Here is a 16,918-nt window from a genome sequence, read left to right as displayed (position 1 = left end):
CGGACCATGCGGCTTGGACGTCGGGATTTTGGACGACGGGATGTCGTGAAGCTCGTGGCGGGCGCGGGCGCGCTGCCACTGCTGTCGCGCGCGGCGCTCGCGCAACTCGCGCCCAACCCACCGAGCATCCGTCCGCCCTCGCCGGCCGAGCGCGGCGCCATGGCACGGCTCGCACACAGCTTCATGGACAAGTACGGCGTGCCGGCACTGTCCGTTGCGATCGGCTATGCCGGCACCGTTGTCCACGAGGAGGCCTTCGGTGTTGCCGATATCGAGCGGAGCGAGGCCGTGACGCCGCGGCATCTGTTCCGGATCGCCAGCGTCAGCAAGATGATCACGTCGGTCACGATCTTTCGCCTGATCGAGGAGAACCGCCTCAAGCTGACCGATCGCGTGTTCGGCCCGGGGGCGCTGCTCGGCACCGATTACGGACCGCCGCCCTACTCCGCCGGCATCGACCAAATCACGCTCGAGCATCTCCTGACCCACACCGCTGGCGGCTGGAGCAACGACAACCGCGATCCCATGTTCACGCATCCGCACATGGATCACGCGCAACTGATCACCTGGACGCTTGCCAACCGGCCGCTCGACCGGCCGCCCGGCCAACGCTACGCCTACTCGAATTTCGGCTATTGCGTGCTCGGCCGCGTGATCGAGAGGCTCACCGGCCAGCCCTATGCCGAGCATGTCCGCACCGAGGTGCTCGCGCGCTGCGGCGTCACGGACATGACGATCGCGGGCGACACGCGTGAGCAGCGCCAGGCCGGCGAAGTCGTCTATTACGGCCAGGGTGAAGGCCCCTACAGCATGAATGTCCGGCGGATGGATTCCCATGGCGGCTGGATCGCGACGCCGGCGGATCTCGTGCAATTCCTGATGCATGTGGACGGCTACACCAGGCCGGCCAACATCCTGCGGCCGCGCACCATCGAGGTCATGACCACCGCGCCCAGCTACAGCCCGGACTATGCCAAGGGTTTCTGTGTCAACAAACACGACAATTGGTGGCACAATGGCAGCCTGCCGGGCACCAGCACGATTGCCGTGCGCACCCATGGCGGCTTCTGCTGGGCCGCCTTCACCAACACCAGACGCAGGAATTCCGACATGGATGGCGATCTCGACAATCTCAACTGGAACATGGCGCGCCAGGTCGGCGAATGGCGGGTGGGCTGAGCCATGATCCGGGAAGGTGGATGCCTGTGCGGCGCGGTGCGGTTCAAGGCGGAGGGCGAGCCGCTCAACGTCCGCATCTGCCATTGCCGCATGTGCCAGAAGGCGATGGGCTCGCCCTATTTTGCTCGCGCGCAGTTCGACCAGCGCGCCCTCACTGTCGAGGGCGACACCGAGCGCTATGCGTCGTCCGAGGCCATCGACCGCGTGTTCTGCAAGCGCTGCGGCACGCGCCTGTTCTCCTGGCGGCGCAACGGCACGCTGGCGGGCGTTTCGCTCACGACCTTCGACGATCGCAACGCCTTTACGCCGACCGAGCACATCTGGGTGTCGGAGAAGCTCGCCTGGCTGAAGCTCGACGACGGCCTGACGCAATATCAGGGGACGATTCCGGCTTGAATTCGCGCGGCGCCACGGCTGGCCCGGCGCGACGGCTGCGGTCTCACCCGTCATTTGCAGCGTGGCATTTCAGAATCGGCCACCCTATGTTCAGGTGAAGCAGCGCTGCACCGCCGGTTCGGCTGGTCGGCTGGAAGCCGCAGGCAGCACCGGAAAGACGAGCCGTGAACATTTCCTTCTATGACCTTTCGGTGTGGGTACTGCCGCTGGTGCTCGCCATCACCTTTCACGAGGCCGCGCACGGCTTCGTCGCGCATCGCCTCGGCGACAACACGGCCTGGCAGCTTGGCCGCGTCAGCTTCAATCCTATCAGGCACATCGAGCCGTTCGGCACCCTGATCCTGCCGGCGATGCTGCTGTTTGCGCATTCGCCGTTCCTGTTCGGCTACGCCAAGCCCGTGCCGGTGAATTTCCGCAAGCTCAATAACCCCAGGCTCGACATGGTCTGGGTGGCGCTGGCCGGGCCCGTCACCAACATCCTGCTGGCGCTCGCCGCGGCCCTCGCCTTCCACGCCCTGCCCCTGGTGCCGGCAAGTGCGGCGAAATGGGTCGCCGACAACCTCAAGAACGCCCTCGTGATCAACGCCATCCTGGCCGTCTTCAACATGATGCCGATCCCGCCGCTCGATGGCGGCCGCGTCGCGGTCGGGCTGTTACCGCGGCCGCTCGCGCTGCCGCTGGCCCGGCTCGAGCCGTTCGGGATGTTGATCCTGATCGGCCTGTTGATCCTGCTGCCGCTGGCGGGCTCGCAGTTCGGTCTAAATCTTGATGTTATTTCAGCAATACTGCGAACGTTGACCGGTTATGTGATTCAGGCTGTTCTCTTTCTGACCGGCAATGCGTAGTTGAACAGCCACCCACGAACACAAGCCGAAGGGCCAGAGGCCGACTTGGTCAAAGCTGCCGATATGCTGATCGCGCGACGCGCGGACACCCGTGCCCGCGCCGATTTTGCCACCTGGAAGATGATGGCCAAGCTCAACGGCTCGTCCGCGCTGCCTCCGGAGGCCCAGGAGTTCCTCGCCAGCTACAAGAACCTGCTGGCGCAGATGAGCGAGGGCGAGGCCAGCGAGGCCACGATCGGCGCGATCTACAGGGCCTACTATGCCGAGATGGGCGGCGCGGGAACCCCGCCCGACGTCCGCACCCGCCCGCCCGAAGCGGCAGCGGACAATGTTACCGCCTTTCGCCGCCCGGCCCCGAAACCGAAGAAGGCCAGCTTCTTCGGGGCGGCCGCGGCTGGCGGAACCCAGAAACGGCCCCTTCCGGTGGCGCTGATCTTCGCCTGCCTGGTGGTGGTCTATGTCGGGATCCGGCTCTACTGGCGCTGAGCCTGTTTCTTCTTTTTCTTCTCTTCCGATGGCGGCTTGAAGACGATTTCGACCGTGCGCTCGATCCGGTCCTCGGTCAGCGCGGCAGGCGGTTGCGGGAACGGGTCGGACTTGCGGACCATGGCGATCGCGGCGGCATCGTAGGATTTATCCCCTGATGACGTCACGACCTCCACCGAAAGCACGTTGCCCATCCGGTTGAGCGCAAAGCTCACCTTGGCCGTCTCGTTGTTGGGGTCCTTGCCTTCCGGATTGACCTTGTGCGCCGAAAGATGCGCGCTGATCTTGCGGTTCCAGTCGGCCGTCAGCTTCAGGAGGTCCTTGCCGATACCGAGCACCGGCGCCATGGCTTTCTCGGCCTCGCGCGTTGCATCCTCGAAGGTCTGCCGCTCCATCGCAATCGACTTCTGCGCGGCCTCCATGGCCGGCGTTTCGACGGCGGCGATCTTCGGCTCCTCGTCCGGCTCTTTCTTCGGCTTGTTCTCGGTGACGAGGCGATCGGCCTCCTCAACTTGTTGCGGCCGATCCTGCGGCAGGTCCGACTCTTTGACCTCGGCCTTCTGCTCGGGCATTTCCGGGCGCTCTTCCTGCTCCTCGGAATCCTGGGGCCCGGGTGCCCTGTCGGATTCCTGAGCCGGCGGCGACGTCATCTCGACCGCGAACTCCGCCCCTGCAGCGCCCAGCCCTTCGTCGCCGTCGTCGGCCTTCAGATTTGCAAGCGCGAGCGCCGCACCACCCACATGGAGGGCGACCGCCGCGACGGCAGCCAGCGTCCAAAGGGCGACAGGCAAAATCCAAAGCCTTCGGAACGATCTGGGTTCGAGCTCGGCGTCTGACATGACGAACCTCTAATGCTGCGCGGCGCCCACAGCAGGCGCTCCCGCCGCCGTGGGAGGCCCTTCGAGCGCAACCAGCTTCACCCGCGAATAACCGCCGGAACGCAGCAGCTCCATGACGTTCATCAACTCGCCGTAAGGAACGGAACGGTCGGCACGCAGGAACACGTACTTGTCCTTGCTCATGTCGGACATCGAGTCGAGGGTCATGGTCAGCTCGGCGCGGTGGACCGTCTCCTCGCCGATGGCGATCGTCAGATCGCGCCTGATGCTGAGGTAGGTCGGCTTGTCCGGCTTCTTCTGCGGCATCGCGCTCGACGTCGGCAGATCGATCGGCAGGTCGACCGTCGAGAGCGGAGCCGCGACCATGAAGATGATCAGCAGCACCAGGATGACGTCGATGAACGGCGTGACGTTGATGTCATGCGTTTCCGAGAAATCGTCGTCGTCATCGTTGTCTGTAAGCGAAACGGCCATGGTTCACTCCGCCGCGCGCGAATGCACGCTGCCGTGGCTGCGGTCGAGATCGCGCGAGAGCAGCCGCGCCGCCGCGCCGGAGGCACGGCTGACGAGCTCGAGATAGCTCTTCGTCACGCGCGAGAAGTGGTTGTAGATGATGACGGCGGGAATGGCGGCGACGAGGCCGATCGCGGTGGCGAGCAGCGCCTCGGCGATGCCGGGCGCGACGACGGCGAGGTTCGTGGTCTGCGACTTCGAGATGCCGATGAAGCTGTTCATGATGCCCCACACCGTGCCGAACAGGCCGACGAAGGGCGATGTCGAGCCGATGGTCGCGAGCACGCCCATGCCGATGCGGATGCGCCGCGCCTCCGCGCGCACGATCTCCGAGAAGCTCGAAGCCGCCCGCTCCTTGATGCCGGTATCGCTGGACAGGCCGGCCGACATCCGCGCTTCGCGCAACGCCGCCGCCAGGAAGGACGGAAGGATGCCCGCCTTGGCGCCCAGCGCCATTTGCGCCTCGGCCAGCGAGCGCGCTTCCGCGATCTTCTTCAGCGCCGAACGCAGCTTGGCGGACGCGACCGACAGCTCGAACGACTTGGCGATCAGGACGGTCCAGGTCATCAGCGAGGCAAAGGCGAGCCCGATCATCACCGCCTTCACGACGACGTCCGCCGACAGGAACATCACCCAGGGCGACAATTCCTTCATGGCGGGCACGCCAATGGACACCACGTCGGACTTCGCCGCCGCCGGTGCGGTGGCCGAGGGCGCGGCCGGCGCAGCAGCAGCCGGGGCCGGACTGGCGGCGGGCGCTTGAGCTGCCGGCGGCGCCGCCGGGCTTTGTGTCTGGGCAGAAACAGGGGATGCGAGCCAGGCGGCCGCCAGCATCAAGGCGGCGGCGAGGCTTGCTTGGAAGGACATGATCTTCATACTTCGGCCCAGTAGCGAATGAGGTTGTGATAGATACCCGTCAATTTGACCGTTTCGGGATCGTCACGCCCGAGCCGTTCCACCAGCGCCTGAATCGCGGTGTCGAGGTCAAAAATCATGGTACGGGCTTGATCGTCCCGTATCATGCTCTGAAGCCAGAAGAAAGACGCAACCCGCGTCCCCCTTGTCACCGGCGTCACGAGATGCAGGCTTGTCGAGGGATAGAGCACGCAGTCGCCGGCTGGCAACTTGACTTCGTGCGAACCGTAGGTGTCCTCGATCACAAGTTCGCCACCATCGTACTCGTCCGGCTCGGCGAGGAACAGCGTAACCGACAGGTCTGTGCGGATGCGAAGGCCGGTCAGGCGGTCGCCGCGGATCGCATTGTCGACATGCAGGCCGAAATGGTGGCCGCTGTTGGCCGCATAGCGGTTGAACAGCGGCGGGAAGATCTGGAGCGGGATCGCAGCAGCCAGGAACCGCGGATTCGACGTCAACGCCGAAATGATGCGGTTGCCCAGCTTGCGTGCGACCTCGCTGTCAGGAGGCAACTGCTCGTTGCGCTTGACCATTGCTGACTGCGCGCCCGCGGTGGAACGGCCGTCTTCCCAATCGCTGGCGTCCATGATGCGGCGGAACTCCGCCACATCGTCCTTGCTCAGAACGCCCTCTATGCATGTCAGCATGGCACCTCGTCATGTCTCCATCAGTAGCGCGCCGAAATCACCAGATAGGCGGCGCGACCCGGTGCTTCGAGCACGAAGGGCGCGGCGCTCTGGTACAGAGCGTCGTAGTAGCGTTTGTCGAAGATGTTGTTCACGAACAGCTTCAGCTTCCAGTGCTGGTCGAGCTTGGCTTCAGCGAAGGCGTCGAACCGCCAGTAGCTCGGGATCGAGGTGCCCTGGTTGGCAGCGAGGAACGTGCCTCCGTAGACCTTCGACCGGTAGACCGCTTGGCCGCCGAGCTCCCACATGTCGTTCACCTGGTACTTGCTGAGCAGGCTGAAGGATTGGTGCGCGACGTTCGAAAGCGGAAGGCCAACGTTCGTGGTGTAGAGCGCCAGATTAGCCGGCTTGATCAGAGATTTCGTAACCTCCGACTGCATCAAGACGAGACCGCCGAAGACGCTCCACTTGTCGGTAATCTTGCCGCTAACTCCAAGGTCGATGCCGCGAATGCGATACGCGGCCCCTGCGCTTATGCAGGAGACATTCCCCGATGTCGCCGTGTAAGGACACGCAGCGGTCGCAGTCGCGGCGGTCACGTTGAACGACTCGCGAGCATTTTCTTTTTCGGTCTGGAAGAGCGCAGCCGTGAGCAGCAAGTTCCGGTCGAACAGCTCCCACTTGGTACCGAGTTCGATCGCCTTGTTTTTCTCCGGCCCGAAAATCTGAGGAGGGTTGCCGTTCAATACGGGCGAAAGTCCGCCGTACTGAATGCTCGTGCCATCGAACTCCGCGCCGACCGGATTGGACGACGTAGCGTAGGCAACATATACGCTGCCGTTCGGCAAGGGCTTGAGGGTCAAGCCGAGATTAAAGTTGGGCAGGCCGTAGTCCTGCTGCTGCTGTCCGAAGATGCCGGCAACGCCGTTGACGGTGCCGTAGCCGTTCACCCTGACGTTGTAGTCGTCGTATCGGACGCCGCCGTTGAGAATCAGCAAGTCGTTGTAGTTAGCCGTATCCATCACGTAGACACTCTTGGTGTCGATCTTGATGTTGGTTGGCCGCCCCGTCAGACCGCCGGGAATTCCGAAGGCGAGGTTCGTGTATTGCGGACTGAACACGCTCACGCCTGTCAACGAGCTTCCAGTGAACCCGCCCGGCAAAGCTTCCGAAGCGAGGCCGGTATAGCTGTCGATGGACGATGTTTCGTGATCATATTCGAAGCCGGCAAGCGCAGTGTGCCTGAAGCCGACGCCGTCAGCGAACTTGTAGGTCGCCTCGGTCTGGTTGGCGATCACGTCAGTGGCCTGGTAGCGGCTTTGCGGATTCGCGCTCAACGTATAAGCCGTAAACGGAGCTCCAGCGACCAGCGTCGGCGCCTCCGGCAGCGTTCCGATATAGTTCTGGGTGGAATGCGAATCCCGGAACCTGTTGGTGATCAACAGGTCGGGCGTGACCTGCACTTCGGCATTGAGCGAGCCGATGTCCTGACCGGTCCGATAGAAGTCGCGGTTGAGAAAGCCATACCAGTTCTTTCGGTTCGAACCGAAATCCGGGAACGGGCCGCCTGCGGTGGTGGCAGTGCTGGGCCGGTAGTAAGGCACGCCGAAATCCGGAAGGCCAGTCAGCTCGGTATGGATGTAATTGGCGGTGATTTTGGCCGCATCGACCGGCTTCCAGGTCGTGGCGACAAACGCGCCGTCGCGATTGTCCGTCACATAGTCACGGCCGGCGACATTCGCGTCCTGAAACAGGCCGCCCGCACGCACCGCCCAAGTCGGATTGATCACCTGGTTGACGTCGAGCACCACGCGCTTGGTCCTGTCGGTGCCAAACGTGCTGTCCATGTTGTAGAAATTACCTGCAGTCGTCGCCTGCTTGGTCACGATGTTGATCGCGCCGCCGGTCGTGCCGCGGCCGGCGAAGGACGAGCCGGGACCACGCAGGATCTCGACCTGCTCGGTGAAGAAGTTTTCACGGACGCTGACGCCGGAATCGCGCACGCCGTCGATAAAGACGTCGTTGCGGGCATCGAAGCCGCGGATGAAGAAGCGGTCGCCAAAGGCATTGCCGCCTTCGCCGGTGCCGAGGGTGACGCCGGCCGTGCTCAGGATTGCCTGCTTCAGCGTCGTGGCGTTCTTGTCCGCGAGCACATCCTTTGTAAGCACGGTGATCGTTTTTGGCGTGTTGAGGATCGGCTCGGGGAATTTGCCCGACGCCTGCACCCGGGTGGCCATGTAAGGCGCGGCAGGATTTGCGTACGGATCGCGATCGGGAGCGCCAGGGCTCGGGTTGGCAACCGGAGCCGTTGCGGCCTGCTGCCGCTGCGCCGCGCGCCGCAGCGCGTTACGCGCGCGGACCTGCTCGGCGGTGGGCTTCGACGCTACGGGACGCGGCCGGGCAACCGGCGCTTCGACCGCGACCGGCGGAACCGGCGTTTGCGCTTCTGCGCCAGAACATGAAGCAACCGCGATCAGCCCAGCGACCGCGGAGACGGTTTTGCCCGTCGCAGCATCGAAATTATTGCCGAACGATTTCTGAACCGCGACCGAACGCAACGATCGCGGTGTTTTTGTCATGCCCATCACACGCCCCACAGTGCTTATGCTTCCATTGGCCGCGTTGCGACAACGCGACGCATCGGTGCTATCGGGCGTGTTAATGGGGGTCAACGCGATCACGGCAACACTGCGGGGGAATCCGCCCGTTTCAAAGTAATTCTAAACTTGTCTGAGCGCGTCACTTTGTAATCGTTCTAAGCTTGAGTTTGTAACCGTTCTAAACTTGCGTCGCTCTTGTCCTTCGATGCTGGTGTCACACACGCGCCATCGGGTGCGGAAGCCGGAGGGATGCCTGCGATGGCAGACATCCCCGATCTGACCGGCGCGATCAGAACTTGGCCGTCGTGATGAGATAGAACGCCCTGCCCGGTGCGACCGCGACGAACGGCACTGCGCTGCGATAGAGCGTGTCGTAGTACAGCTTGTTGGTGAGGTTCTGGGCGTAGAACTTCATGGTCCAGTTCTTGTCGATCTTCTTCTCGACGAACGCGTCGAAGCGCCAATAGCTCGGCAGCTCGTTGCCGGTGTTGGCCGCGAACGTGCCGCCATAGACCTTCGAGCGGTACACCGCCTGCCCACCCAGCTCCCAGCCGTCGTCGAACTTGTACTTCGTGAGCATGCTGAACGACTGGTGGGCGACGTTGGCCAGTTGGAGGCCGATGTTGGAGGCGATGTTGCTCTGGGTGACCTTCGACTGCATCAGCACGATGCCGCCAAAGACGCTCCAGCGATCGGTGATCTTCCCCTCGGCCTCGATGTCGATGCCCTGGATGCGGTAGGCCGCGTTCGCGGTGAGCAAGCCTGCGGCGTTGGTTTCACGCGCATTGTCCTTGGTGGTCTGGAACAGCGCGCCGGACACCAGCAGGTGACGATCCACCAGTTCCCACTTGGTGCCGACTTCGGCGGCCTTGTTGCGTTCGGGTCCGAGCAGGACGGTCGTGTTGGCGGGAACGCCACCGTAATCGGTGCCGGTGGCGTCAAGCTCGGAGCCGAACGGATTGGCCGAGGTTGCATAGGCGGCATAAAGGCTGCCGATCGACACCGGCTTGTAGACGAGGCCAACGTTGTAATTGACGAGATCGTTGTTCTGCTTGAGGTAGGCCGTGTTCGTGGACGAGCTCTGGCTATAGCCATCGTAGCGCACGCCGCCATTGACGATGATGGTATCCTGCCAGTTCGCGGTGTCCATGACGTACACGCTGCTGGTGTTGACACCATAACGCGTCGGATTGCCCGTCAGCGACGGTGTACCGAAAGGAGCGTAGGTGTACTGGGGCGAGTAGAGATTGACCCCCGAGACGGCTCCACTGCTCGTGAACGCGCTGCCGGCCAGTTCCGACGCGAGGCCCGAGTAACGGTCGATCGAAATATTCTCGTTCGTATATTCGACGCCGAACACCGCGGTGTGCTTGACCCCACCGGTATCGAGCTTGAACGTCGCCTCGTTCTGGTTGGCCCACACGTCCACGGTCTGGTAGCGGCTCTGCGCGCTCGCCGTCGTGGTCCACAGCAGCGGATTGGCGTTGGTCGTCACCGGATTCTGCGGCAGCGTGCCGATGTAGTTCAAGAGCGAGTGCTCGCCGCGCACCTTGCTGCTCAGCGTGATGGCCTCGTTGACCTTGTACTCCACCGTGCCGGTGCCGAAATCCTGCCGCGCGGTCTGGAAGTCGCGGTTGAGGAAGCCGTACCAGGCGCCACGCGGAATGCCCGCCGACGTCACCGGCACGTTGCCCTGCTTGTAATAGGGAACGCCGAAATCCGGCAGGCCGCTGAGATCGGTATGAACGTAGTTCGTCGTGATCTTGAGATCGGTGGTCGGGGTGTACTTGGTGGAGAGGAAGGTGCCCCAGCGATTGTCGGTCACGTAGTCGCGGCCTGCGACATTGGCGTCCTGGAACAGGCCGCCGGTGCGCACCGAGAAGGTCGGATCGACGACCTGGTTGACGTCGATCGTGACGCGCTTGGTCCTGTCGGTACCGAACTCGGTATCCATGCGCTTGAAGTTGACGTCACCGGCCTGCTTGGTGACGATATTGATGGCGCCGCCTGCGGTGCCGCGGCCGGCATAGGAGGATGCCGGACCGCGCAGGATCTCGATCTGCTCGGTGAAGAAGTTCTCACGGATGGAGACCGCGGGATCGCGGATGCCGTCGATGAAGACGTCGTTGCGCGCATCGAAGCCGCGGATGAAGAAGCGGTCGCCGAACGCGTTGCCGCCCTCGCCCGAGCCCAGCGTCACGCCGGCCGTCGAACGCCCGATTTCCTTCAGCGTCGTGGCGTTTTTGTCCTGGAGCACTTCCTTGCTGAGCACCGTGATGGTCTTCGGCGTGTTCAGCATCGGCTCGGGAAACTTGCCCGAGGCCTGGACGTGATCGACCTTGTAGGGCGCAGCCGGATCGGAATAGGGATTCCGGTCCACTTCGCCGGCCGGGACGGCGGGAGCGGCTTGCTGGGCCGCCTGCTGGCGCTGTGCGGCGCGGCGCAGTGCGTTGCGCGCGCGGACCTGATCCGGCGTCGGCTTCGACGCCGCCGGACGCGGACGCTGGACCGGCGCATCGACCGTCACCGGCGGCAGGTTCGACTGCTGCGCCTCTGCGCCGCTCGACACCGACGCCGCCGCGATCAAGCTCGCGACCGCCGAGACCTTCTTGCCGGAAATGCCCGCGGACTTCTCATCCACCGGATTGAACGCTGCCACCGCACGCAACGACTTCGGTGCAACCACCTGCCCCATACCAACACGCCCCATCTTCATGTCCGCTCATTCACTTCGATGAGCGATAAGGCGGTGCTATCGGTCGCAAAAAATCACGTCAATGCAGCGGGACCGGCTAGATCACTTGAATTGGTCTAGTTCAAATCGATTCTAAAATTTCGAATCTGAAACCGCTGAAATCTCGAGCGACAAATTGATGCAGTCAGACACAGTGAGGTTGCTTTCAGACCTCAATTTGTGCAGCCGTCAGTCACTGCTCGGTGGCTTCATCAGCGAGAACAATTCGTCGACGGTCTGCTGCGCGACCGCACGCACGCGATCGGAATTGTCCATACCGGCGATATTGACGCCTTTCACAACGGCTTTGATCTCGTCGCGGAAGTCGGTGAGGAAGCGCAGGGGATCGCGCTGCTCGTTGGCGACGCGCGCGATCAATCCCGTGATCAGAATCTGACACGCGATCAGCTTGCCGTTCAGTTCGTCCATCCTGCGCTCCTATGTGGTGGCGCCGCTATGAACGATGCGGATTTTCCTGACAACCGAAACGCGACCCGCGCGACTTAGAACCATTCTCGCAAAGCACAAATCCCGCGGCTCCCGGCCGAGCGAGGCGCCAGCCCTCTCCGGACTCGCCGCGCTCGGCCTACACCGGCTGCGAGCATTGCCCAATTTTTGCACGCCGATCGTTCGCGCCGGGAAAATGCAGCACTGCACACCGGCGCGCCAGAGAGTTGCCTAGGCAGTGCAAAGCTTTCCAATTGTTTAGGATTCTCAGCCGATAGTGCTGTTTACACTGGAACTTGGCGTGTATTATACAAGCGCGCTGGAACCCTATCATTGCCCCAAAATTTCTTTGCCTAGGGCATACGAGCCGACACGAGACGATATGAAAAAGTCCCGGCCGATCCTCTGGATTCTGATCATCGCGGCCGTGGCCTCCGCGGGTTACTATGGTTGGCAGAAATTCGGCTCGCCGGAGGCGGGAAAAGCCCAGACCGCACAGAAAGGCCCGCCCCGCGCGCCCGCCATTCCCGTGAGCGTTGCGCCGGTCCAGAAGGTTGATTTCCCGGTCTATCTGACCGGTCTCGGCACGGTTGCGGGTTTCAACACCGTACAAGTCCGGACAAGGGTTGACGGCCAGATCGACAGGATCGCCTTCACCGAGGGCCAGATCGTCCGGGAAGGCGAGCTTCTGGCCTCGATCGATCCCCGCCCCTATCAGGCCACGCTCGACCAGGCCAAGGCCAAGAAGGCGCAGGACGAGGCGAATATCGCCAATGCCAATCTCGAACTCCAGCGCGCCATGAAGCTCGGCGAGTTCGCCACCGCGCAGCGGGTCGACACCCAGCGCTCGACCGTCGCCCAGCTGACCGCGCAGATCGCCGCTGACGAAGCTGCGATCTCGAACGCCCAGACCCAGCTCGATTACACCCAGATCAAGTCGCCGATCACCGGCGTCGCCGGCCTGCGCCTGGTCGACGTCGGCAACATCGTCACCGCTTCCACGCAGACGGGGATCGTCACGATCTCGCAGGTGGAGCCGATCTCGGTGATCTTCACCGCGCCGGAAGATCAGCTGCCCTACATCGCCGAGGGCCAGAAGGCCGACGCCCTGAAGGTGATCGCCTTCACAACCGATGGCAAGAAGACGCTGGCCGAGGGCAAGCTCGCGGTGATCAACAACCAGGTCGATACGACCAGCGGGACTATTCGGCTCAAGGCGGTGTTCGACAACAAGGACCACGCGCTTTGGCCGGGCCAGTCGGTTTCGACACGCCTTCTGGTACGGACGCTGAAGGACGCGACCGTGGTTCCGGATGACGCGGTCCAGCATTCCACCAACGGCCTCTACGCTTATACCGTCAATCAGGACAACAAGGCCGAAGTGCGCAAGATCAAGGTCAGCTACGCCATCGACGGACGTTCGGTCGTCGACGAGGGCCTCACGCCCGGGCAGCAGGTGATCACCGGCGGACAATTCAAGGTACAGCCCGGAAGCCTCGTCTCGACGGCGGTGGCGAGCTCGGATCCGGCCCAGAACAAGGTACGACAGGAATGACCGAGGGCGGGATTTCGGCACCTTTCATCCGTTATCCCATCGGCACCTCGCTGCTGATGGCCGGCATCCTCTTCGTCGGTCTCGTCGCCTACCCCCTGCTGCCGGTCGCCCCGCTGCCGCAGGTTGACTTCCCGACCATCCAGATCACCGCCAATCTGCCGGGCGGCAGCCCCGAGACCATGGCCTCGTCGGTGGCCCAGCCGCTGGAGCGCCAGTTCGCCCAGATCCCCGGCATCGCCCAGATGACCTCGACGAGTTATCTCGGCACCGCGTCGATCACCATCCAGTTCGACCTCAACCGCAGCATCGACGGCGCCGCCAACGACGTGCAGGGCGCCATCAACGCCGCCAGCGGCCAGTTGCCGAAGAACCTGCCCTCGCCGCCGACCTACCGCAAGGTCAACCCGGCCGACGCGCCGATCCTGCTGCTGTCGGCGACGTCGGAGACCATGCCGCTCACCAGCGTCAGCGACGCGGTCGACGCCCAGCTCGCCCAGCAGATCAGCCAGCTCTCCGGCGTCGCGCAAGTCTTCATCGGCGGCCAGCAGAAGCCGTCCATCCGCATTCAGATCGACCCGGCGAAACTCGTTGCCAAGGGCCTGTCGATGGAGGACGTGCGCAGCCAGATCGCGATCACCACGGTCGACAGCCCCAAGGGCAATATCGACGGCGACAAGCGCGCCTACACGATCTACGCCAACGACCAGCTGACCCAGTCCAAGGACTGGAACGACGTCATCATCGCCTATCGCAACGGCGGTCCGCTTAGAATCCGCGACATCGGCCAGGCGGTCAGCGGCGCTGAAGACGCCAAGCAGGCAGCCTGGGCCAACGGCAAGCGCGGCGTGTTCCTGGTGGTGTTCAAGCAGCCGGGCGCCAACGTCATCGAGACCGTTGACCGGATCAAGGCGACCCTGCCCCGCCTCGTCGCGGCAATCCCGCCCGCGATCAAGATCGAGGTCATCAGCGACCGCACCACGACGATCCGCGCCGCGGTCGAGGACGTGCAATTCACGCTGCTGCTGACCATCGCCCTCGTGGTCATGGTCATCTTCGTCTTCCTGCGCAGCTTCTGGGCGACGGTGATTCCTACCATCACGGTTCCGCTGGCGCTGCTCGGCGCGTGCGCCCTGATGTGGGTCTGGGGCTATTCGCTCGACAATCTGTCGCTGATGGCGCTCACCATCGCGGTCGGATTCGTCGTCGACGACGCCATCGTGATGCTCGAGAATATCACGCGCTATATCGAGGAAGGCGAATCGCCGATGGCGGCGGCCTTCCGGGGCTCCAAGGAAATCGGCTTCACCATCGTCTCGATCAGCATCTCGCTGGTCGCGGTGCTGATCCCGCTGCTGCTGATGGGCGGCATCATCGGCCGCCTGTTCCGCGAATTCGCGGTCGTGCTGGCGATGACCATCTTCGTCTCGATGTTCGTGTCGCTGACCCTGACGCCGATGATGGCCTCGCGCTTCCTGCGCGCCCATGGCGAAGTGACCCACGGCAAGTTCTACCAGTGGAGCGAAGCCGCCTTCGACGGCATGCTGCGCGGCTATGAATACGTGCTCGACCATGCAATGGCCTGGCGGCGCACCACGCTTCTGATCTTCTTCGCCACGCTTGGCCTGTCGATCTACCTGTTCATCCTGATCCCCAAGGGCTTCTTCCCGCAGCAGGACGTCGGCCTGATCACCGCCACCTCGGAAGCCTCCCAGGACATCTCCTTCGCCGAGATGCAGCGCCGCCAGGTCGAGCTCGGCAAGATCGTGATGGAAGATCCTGACATCGCCACGATCGCCATGAACATCGGCGGCAGCGGCCGCGCCGGCAACAACGGCAACATGTTCATCACGCTGAAGCCGCGCGACGAGCGCGGGGCCTCGGCACAGCAGATCATCGCGCGGCTGCGTCCCAAGCTCGAGAAGGTGTCCGGCGCCCGCCTCTACATGCAGGCGGCCCAGGACGTCCGGCTCGGCGGCCGGCCGACGCGCACGCAGTTCGAATTCACCTTGCAGGATGCCGATCTCGCCGAGCTCAACGACTGGGCGCCGAAGATCCTCGCCAAGATGGCGACGCTGCCGGAGCTGCGCGACGTCGCGACCGACCAGCAGACGCAGGGCACCACGGTCCAGCTCAAGATCAACCGCGACACCGCCGCGCGCTACGGCATCCAGCCGCAGCTGATCGACGACACGCTGTACGACGCCTTCGGGCAGCGGCAGGTCACGCAGTATTTCACCCAGCTCAACACCTACAAGGTGATCCTCGAGATCCTGCCGGAGATGCAGGGCAACCTCGAGAGCCTGAACAAGCTGTATCTGAGATCACCCCTGACCGGCGACCAGGTGCCGCTGTCGACCTTCGCGACCTGGAGCACCGATCCGGTCCGCCCGCTCTCGATCAGCCACCAGGGCCAGTTCCCGGCGATCACGATCAGCTTCAACCTCGCGCAAGGCGTCGCGCTCGGCCAGGCCACCGAAGCCGTGCAGAAGGCGATGGCCGAGCTCGGCGCGCCGCCGACACTGAACTCGAGCTTCCAGGGCACCGCGCAGGCGTTCCAGCAATCGCTCGGCACCGTGCCGCTGCTGATCCTCGCAGCCCTCGTGGTGGTCTACCTGATCCTCGGCATCCTCTATGAGAGCTACATCCATCCGATCACGATTCTGTCGACCCTGCCCTCGGCCGGTGTCGGCGCGCTCGCGATCCTGATGGCGGCCGGCTTCGAGTTCAGCCTCATTGCCTTGATCGGCGTCATTCTGCTGATCGGCATCGTGAAGAAGAACGGCATCATGATGGTCGACTTCGCCATTGCGGCAGAGCGCGACCACCACAAGACGCCGGAGGAATCGATCCGTCAGGCTGCGCTGTTGCGCTTCCGCCCCATCATGATGACGACGATGGCCGCGCTGCTCGGCGGCGTGCCGCTGATGCTCGGCCACGGCACCGGCGCCGAGATCCGCCAGCCGCTCGGCTACGCCATGGTCGGCGGCCTGATCGTCAGCCAGGCGCTGACGCTGTTCACCACACCCGTCGTCTATCTCTATCTCGACAGGCTCAACAACTGGTTCTCGGGCTGGGGCCGTTCGGATGATGCCGAGGGCCACGAAACGCCCACGCACGGCACCGTCAAGGAAGCCGCCGAGTAACCTTGCGCCGCGGCTCTCGCGACGCTACAGCGAGGCCCTCGGTTCACGCCAACGCGGTTTCGCCATGCTCGCTCAATCCAGACTTGTCGCCCTCGCCGCAGCGCTCCTGTTGTCGACGGGCGCTGCGTATGCCCAGCAGGGCGCCAAGAAGAACGCTGCTCCCCCTGCTCCGGCCGCACAGCCCGCGCCCGCTCCGACGCAGCCCCAGGCTGATGGTGCGCAGCAGGGCGGCTGGGTCGTGCGCTGCACCAGCGTCAGCCGCGACGCGCCGCTCGAATGCGCGATGGAGCAGAACGCGGTGCTGACCAAGACCGGCCAGACCATCATCCTGATCAACATCCGCATCGCGCCCGACACCCGCACGCCGGTGGCGCTGTTGCAATTGCCGCTCGGTCTCAATTTGCCCGTCGGCGCCAAGCTCCAGGTCGACGAAGGCAAGTCGGTCGACCTCCAGATCCAGACCTGCGAGAACCGCGGCTGCTACGCCTCGACGCCGATCGCGGCGGACCTGCTCGCGACCTTGCGGTCCGGCAAGCAGCTGAAGGTCTCCTTCCAGAACATGGCCAAGGAGACCATCGCGATCCCGATGCCGCTCGGCGATTTCGCCGCGGCCTACGACAAGATCAAGTAAGGCTGCTCT

General features: G+C 63.7%; 14 protein-coding genes. 7 read left to right on the top strand and 7 right to left on the bottom strand.

The genetic code is table 11. The features are described 5' to 3' along the window. Positions 1–6 precede the first annotated feature (6 nt). From AC1RR3_RS34960 to AC1RR3_RS34945, 4 genes are all read left to right on the top strand, one after another. Positions 7–1,179 carry a serine hydrolase domain-containing protein gene (locus AC1RR3_RS34960; protein WP_492829240.1) on the top strand — a complete coding sequence of 391 codons (1,173 nt, stop codon included), beginning with the start codon at positions 7–9 and terminating at the stop codon, positions 1,177–1,179. Positions 1,180–1,182: 3 nt separating this feature from the next. Continuing rightward, complete coding sequence (locus AC1RR3_RS34955; RefSeq protein ID WP_492829238.1) at positions 1,183–1,575, top strand: GFA family protein; 393 nt, start codon at positions 1,183–1,185, stop codon at positions 1,573–1,575. Positions 1,576–1,739: 164 nt separating this feature from the next. Then, positions 1,740–2,420 (top strand): site-2 protease family protein, encoded by a 681-nt coding sequence (locus AC1RR3_RS34950; RefSeq protein WP_492829236.1) that lies wholly within the window; start codon positions 1,740–1,742, stop codon positions 2,418–2,420. 63 nt (positions 2,421–2,483) lie between these two features. Beyond that, positions 2,484–2,906 carry a hypothetical protein gene (locus AC1RR3_RS34945; protein ID WP_492829347.1) on the top strand — a complete coding sequence of 141 codons (423 nt, stop codon included), beginning with the start codon at positions 2,484–2,486 and terminating at the stop codon, positions 2,904–2,906. Here the strand turns inward: AC1RR3_RS34945 and AC1RR3_RS34940 are convergent. From AC1RR3_RS34940 to AC1RR3_RS34910, 7 genes are all read right to left on the bottom strand, one after another. Continuing rightward, positions 2,894–3,745, bottom strand: a complete 852-nt coding sequence (locus AC1RR3_RS34940) for a TonB family protein (protein ID WP_492829234.1) — start codon at positions 3,743–3,745, stop codon at positions 2,894–2,896. The two genes, AC1RR3_RS34945 and AC1RR3_RS34940, sit on opposite strands and share 13 nt — an antisense overlap. A 9-nt stretch (positions 3,746–3,754) precedes the next feature. Continuing rightward, on the bottom strand, positions 3,755–4,219 hold the full coding sequence (gene exbD / locus AC1RR3_RS34935) for a TonB system transport protein ExbD (RefSeq protein WP_492829232.1): 465 nt from the start codon (positions 4,217–4,219) through the stop codon (positions 3,755–3,757). 3 nt (positions 4,220–4,222) lie between these two features. Next, on the bottom strand, positions 4,223–5,134 hold the full coding sequence (gene exbB, locus AC1RR3_RS34930) for a tonB-system energizer ExbB (RefSeq protein ID WP_492829230.1): 912 nt from the start codon (positions 5,132–5,134) through the stop codon (positions 4,223–4,225). Next, positions 5,131–5,820, bottom strand: a complete 690-nt coding sequence (locus AC1RR3_RS34925; RefSeq protein WP_492829229.1) for a Fe2+-dependent dioxygenase — start codon at positions 5,818–5,820, stop codon at positions 5,131–5,133. The genes exbB and AC1RR3_RS34925 overlap by 4 nt, the downstream gene beginning before the upstream one ends. Before the next feature lie 20 nt (positions 5,821–5,840). Further along, on the bottom strand, positions 5,841–8,384 hold the full coding sequence (locus tag AC1RR3_RS34920) for a TonB-dependent receptor (RefSeq protein ID WP_492829227.1): 2,544 nt from the start codon (positions 8,382–8,384) through the stop codon (positions 5,841–5,843). 304 nt (positions 8,385–8,688) lie between these two features. Continuing rightward, positions 8,689–11,094, bottom strand: a complete 2,406-nt coding sequence (locus AC1RR3_RS34915; protein WP_492829345.1) for a TonB-dependent receptor — start codon at positions 11,092–11,094, stop codon at positions 8,689–8,691. A 228-nt stretch (positions 11,095–11,322) separates the two neighbouring features. Beyond that, a complete protein-coding gene (locus AC1RR3_RS34910; RefSeq protein ID WP_492829225.1) occupies positions 11,323–11,562 on the bottom strand; it encodes a hypothetical protein in 240 nt (79 codons plus the stop codon). A gap of 400 nt (positions 11,563–11,962) precedes the next feature. Here AC1RR3_RS34910 and AC1RR3_RS34905 point away from each other — a divergent pair, with 400 nt between their 5' ends. The 3 genes from AC1RR3_RS34905 (at position 11,963) to AC1RR3_RS34895 (ending at position 16,909) form a co-directional block, all read left to right on the top strand. Continuing rightward, positions 11,963–13,135 (top strand): efflux RND transporter periplasmic adaptor subunit, encoded by a 1,173-nt coding sequence (locus AC1RR3_RS34905; protein WP_492829221.1) that lies wholly within the window; start codon positions 11,963–11,965, stop codon positions 13,133–13,135. Beyond that, entirely contained in the window at positions 13,132–16,278 is a 3,147-nt protein-coding gene (locus AC1RR3_RS34900; protein ID WP_492829220.1) for an efflux RND transporter permease subunit, read from the top strand. Before AC1RR3_RS34905 ends, AC1RR3_RS34900 begins: the two co-directional genes overlap by 4 nt. Positions 16,279–16,342: 64 nt before the next feature. Beyond that, positions 16,343–16,909 carry an invasion associated locus B family protein gene (locus AC1RR3_RS34895; RefSeq protein WP_492829217.1) on the top strand — a complete coding sequence of 189 codons (567 nt, stop codon included), beginning with the start codon at positions 16,343–16,345 and terminating at the stop codon, positions 16,907–16,909. Positions 16,910–16,918: the final 9 nt, after the last annotated feature.

The sequence above is a fragment of the Bradyrhizobium sp. GW821-FHT13H05 genome (genome assembly GCF_058804065.1).
This window is presented reverse-complemented; position numbering and strand designations above follow the sequence as displayed.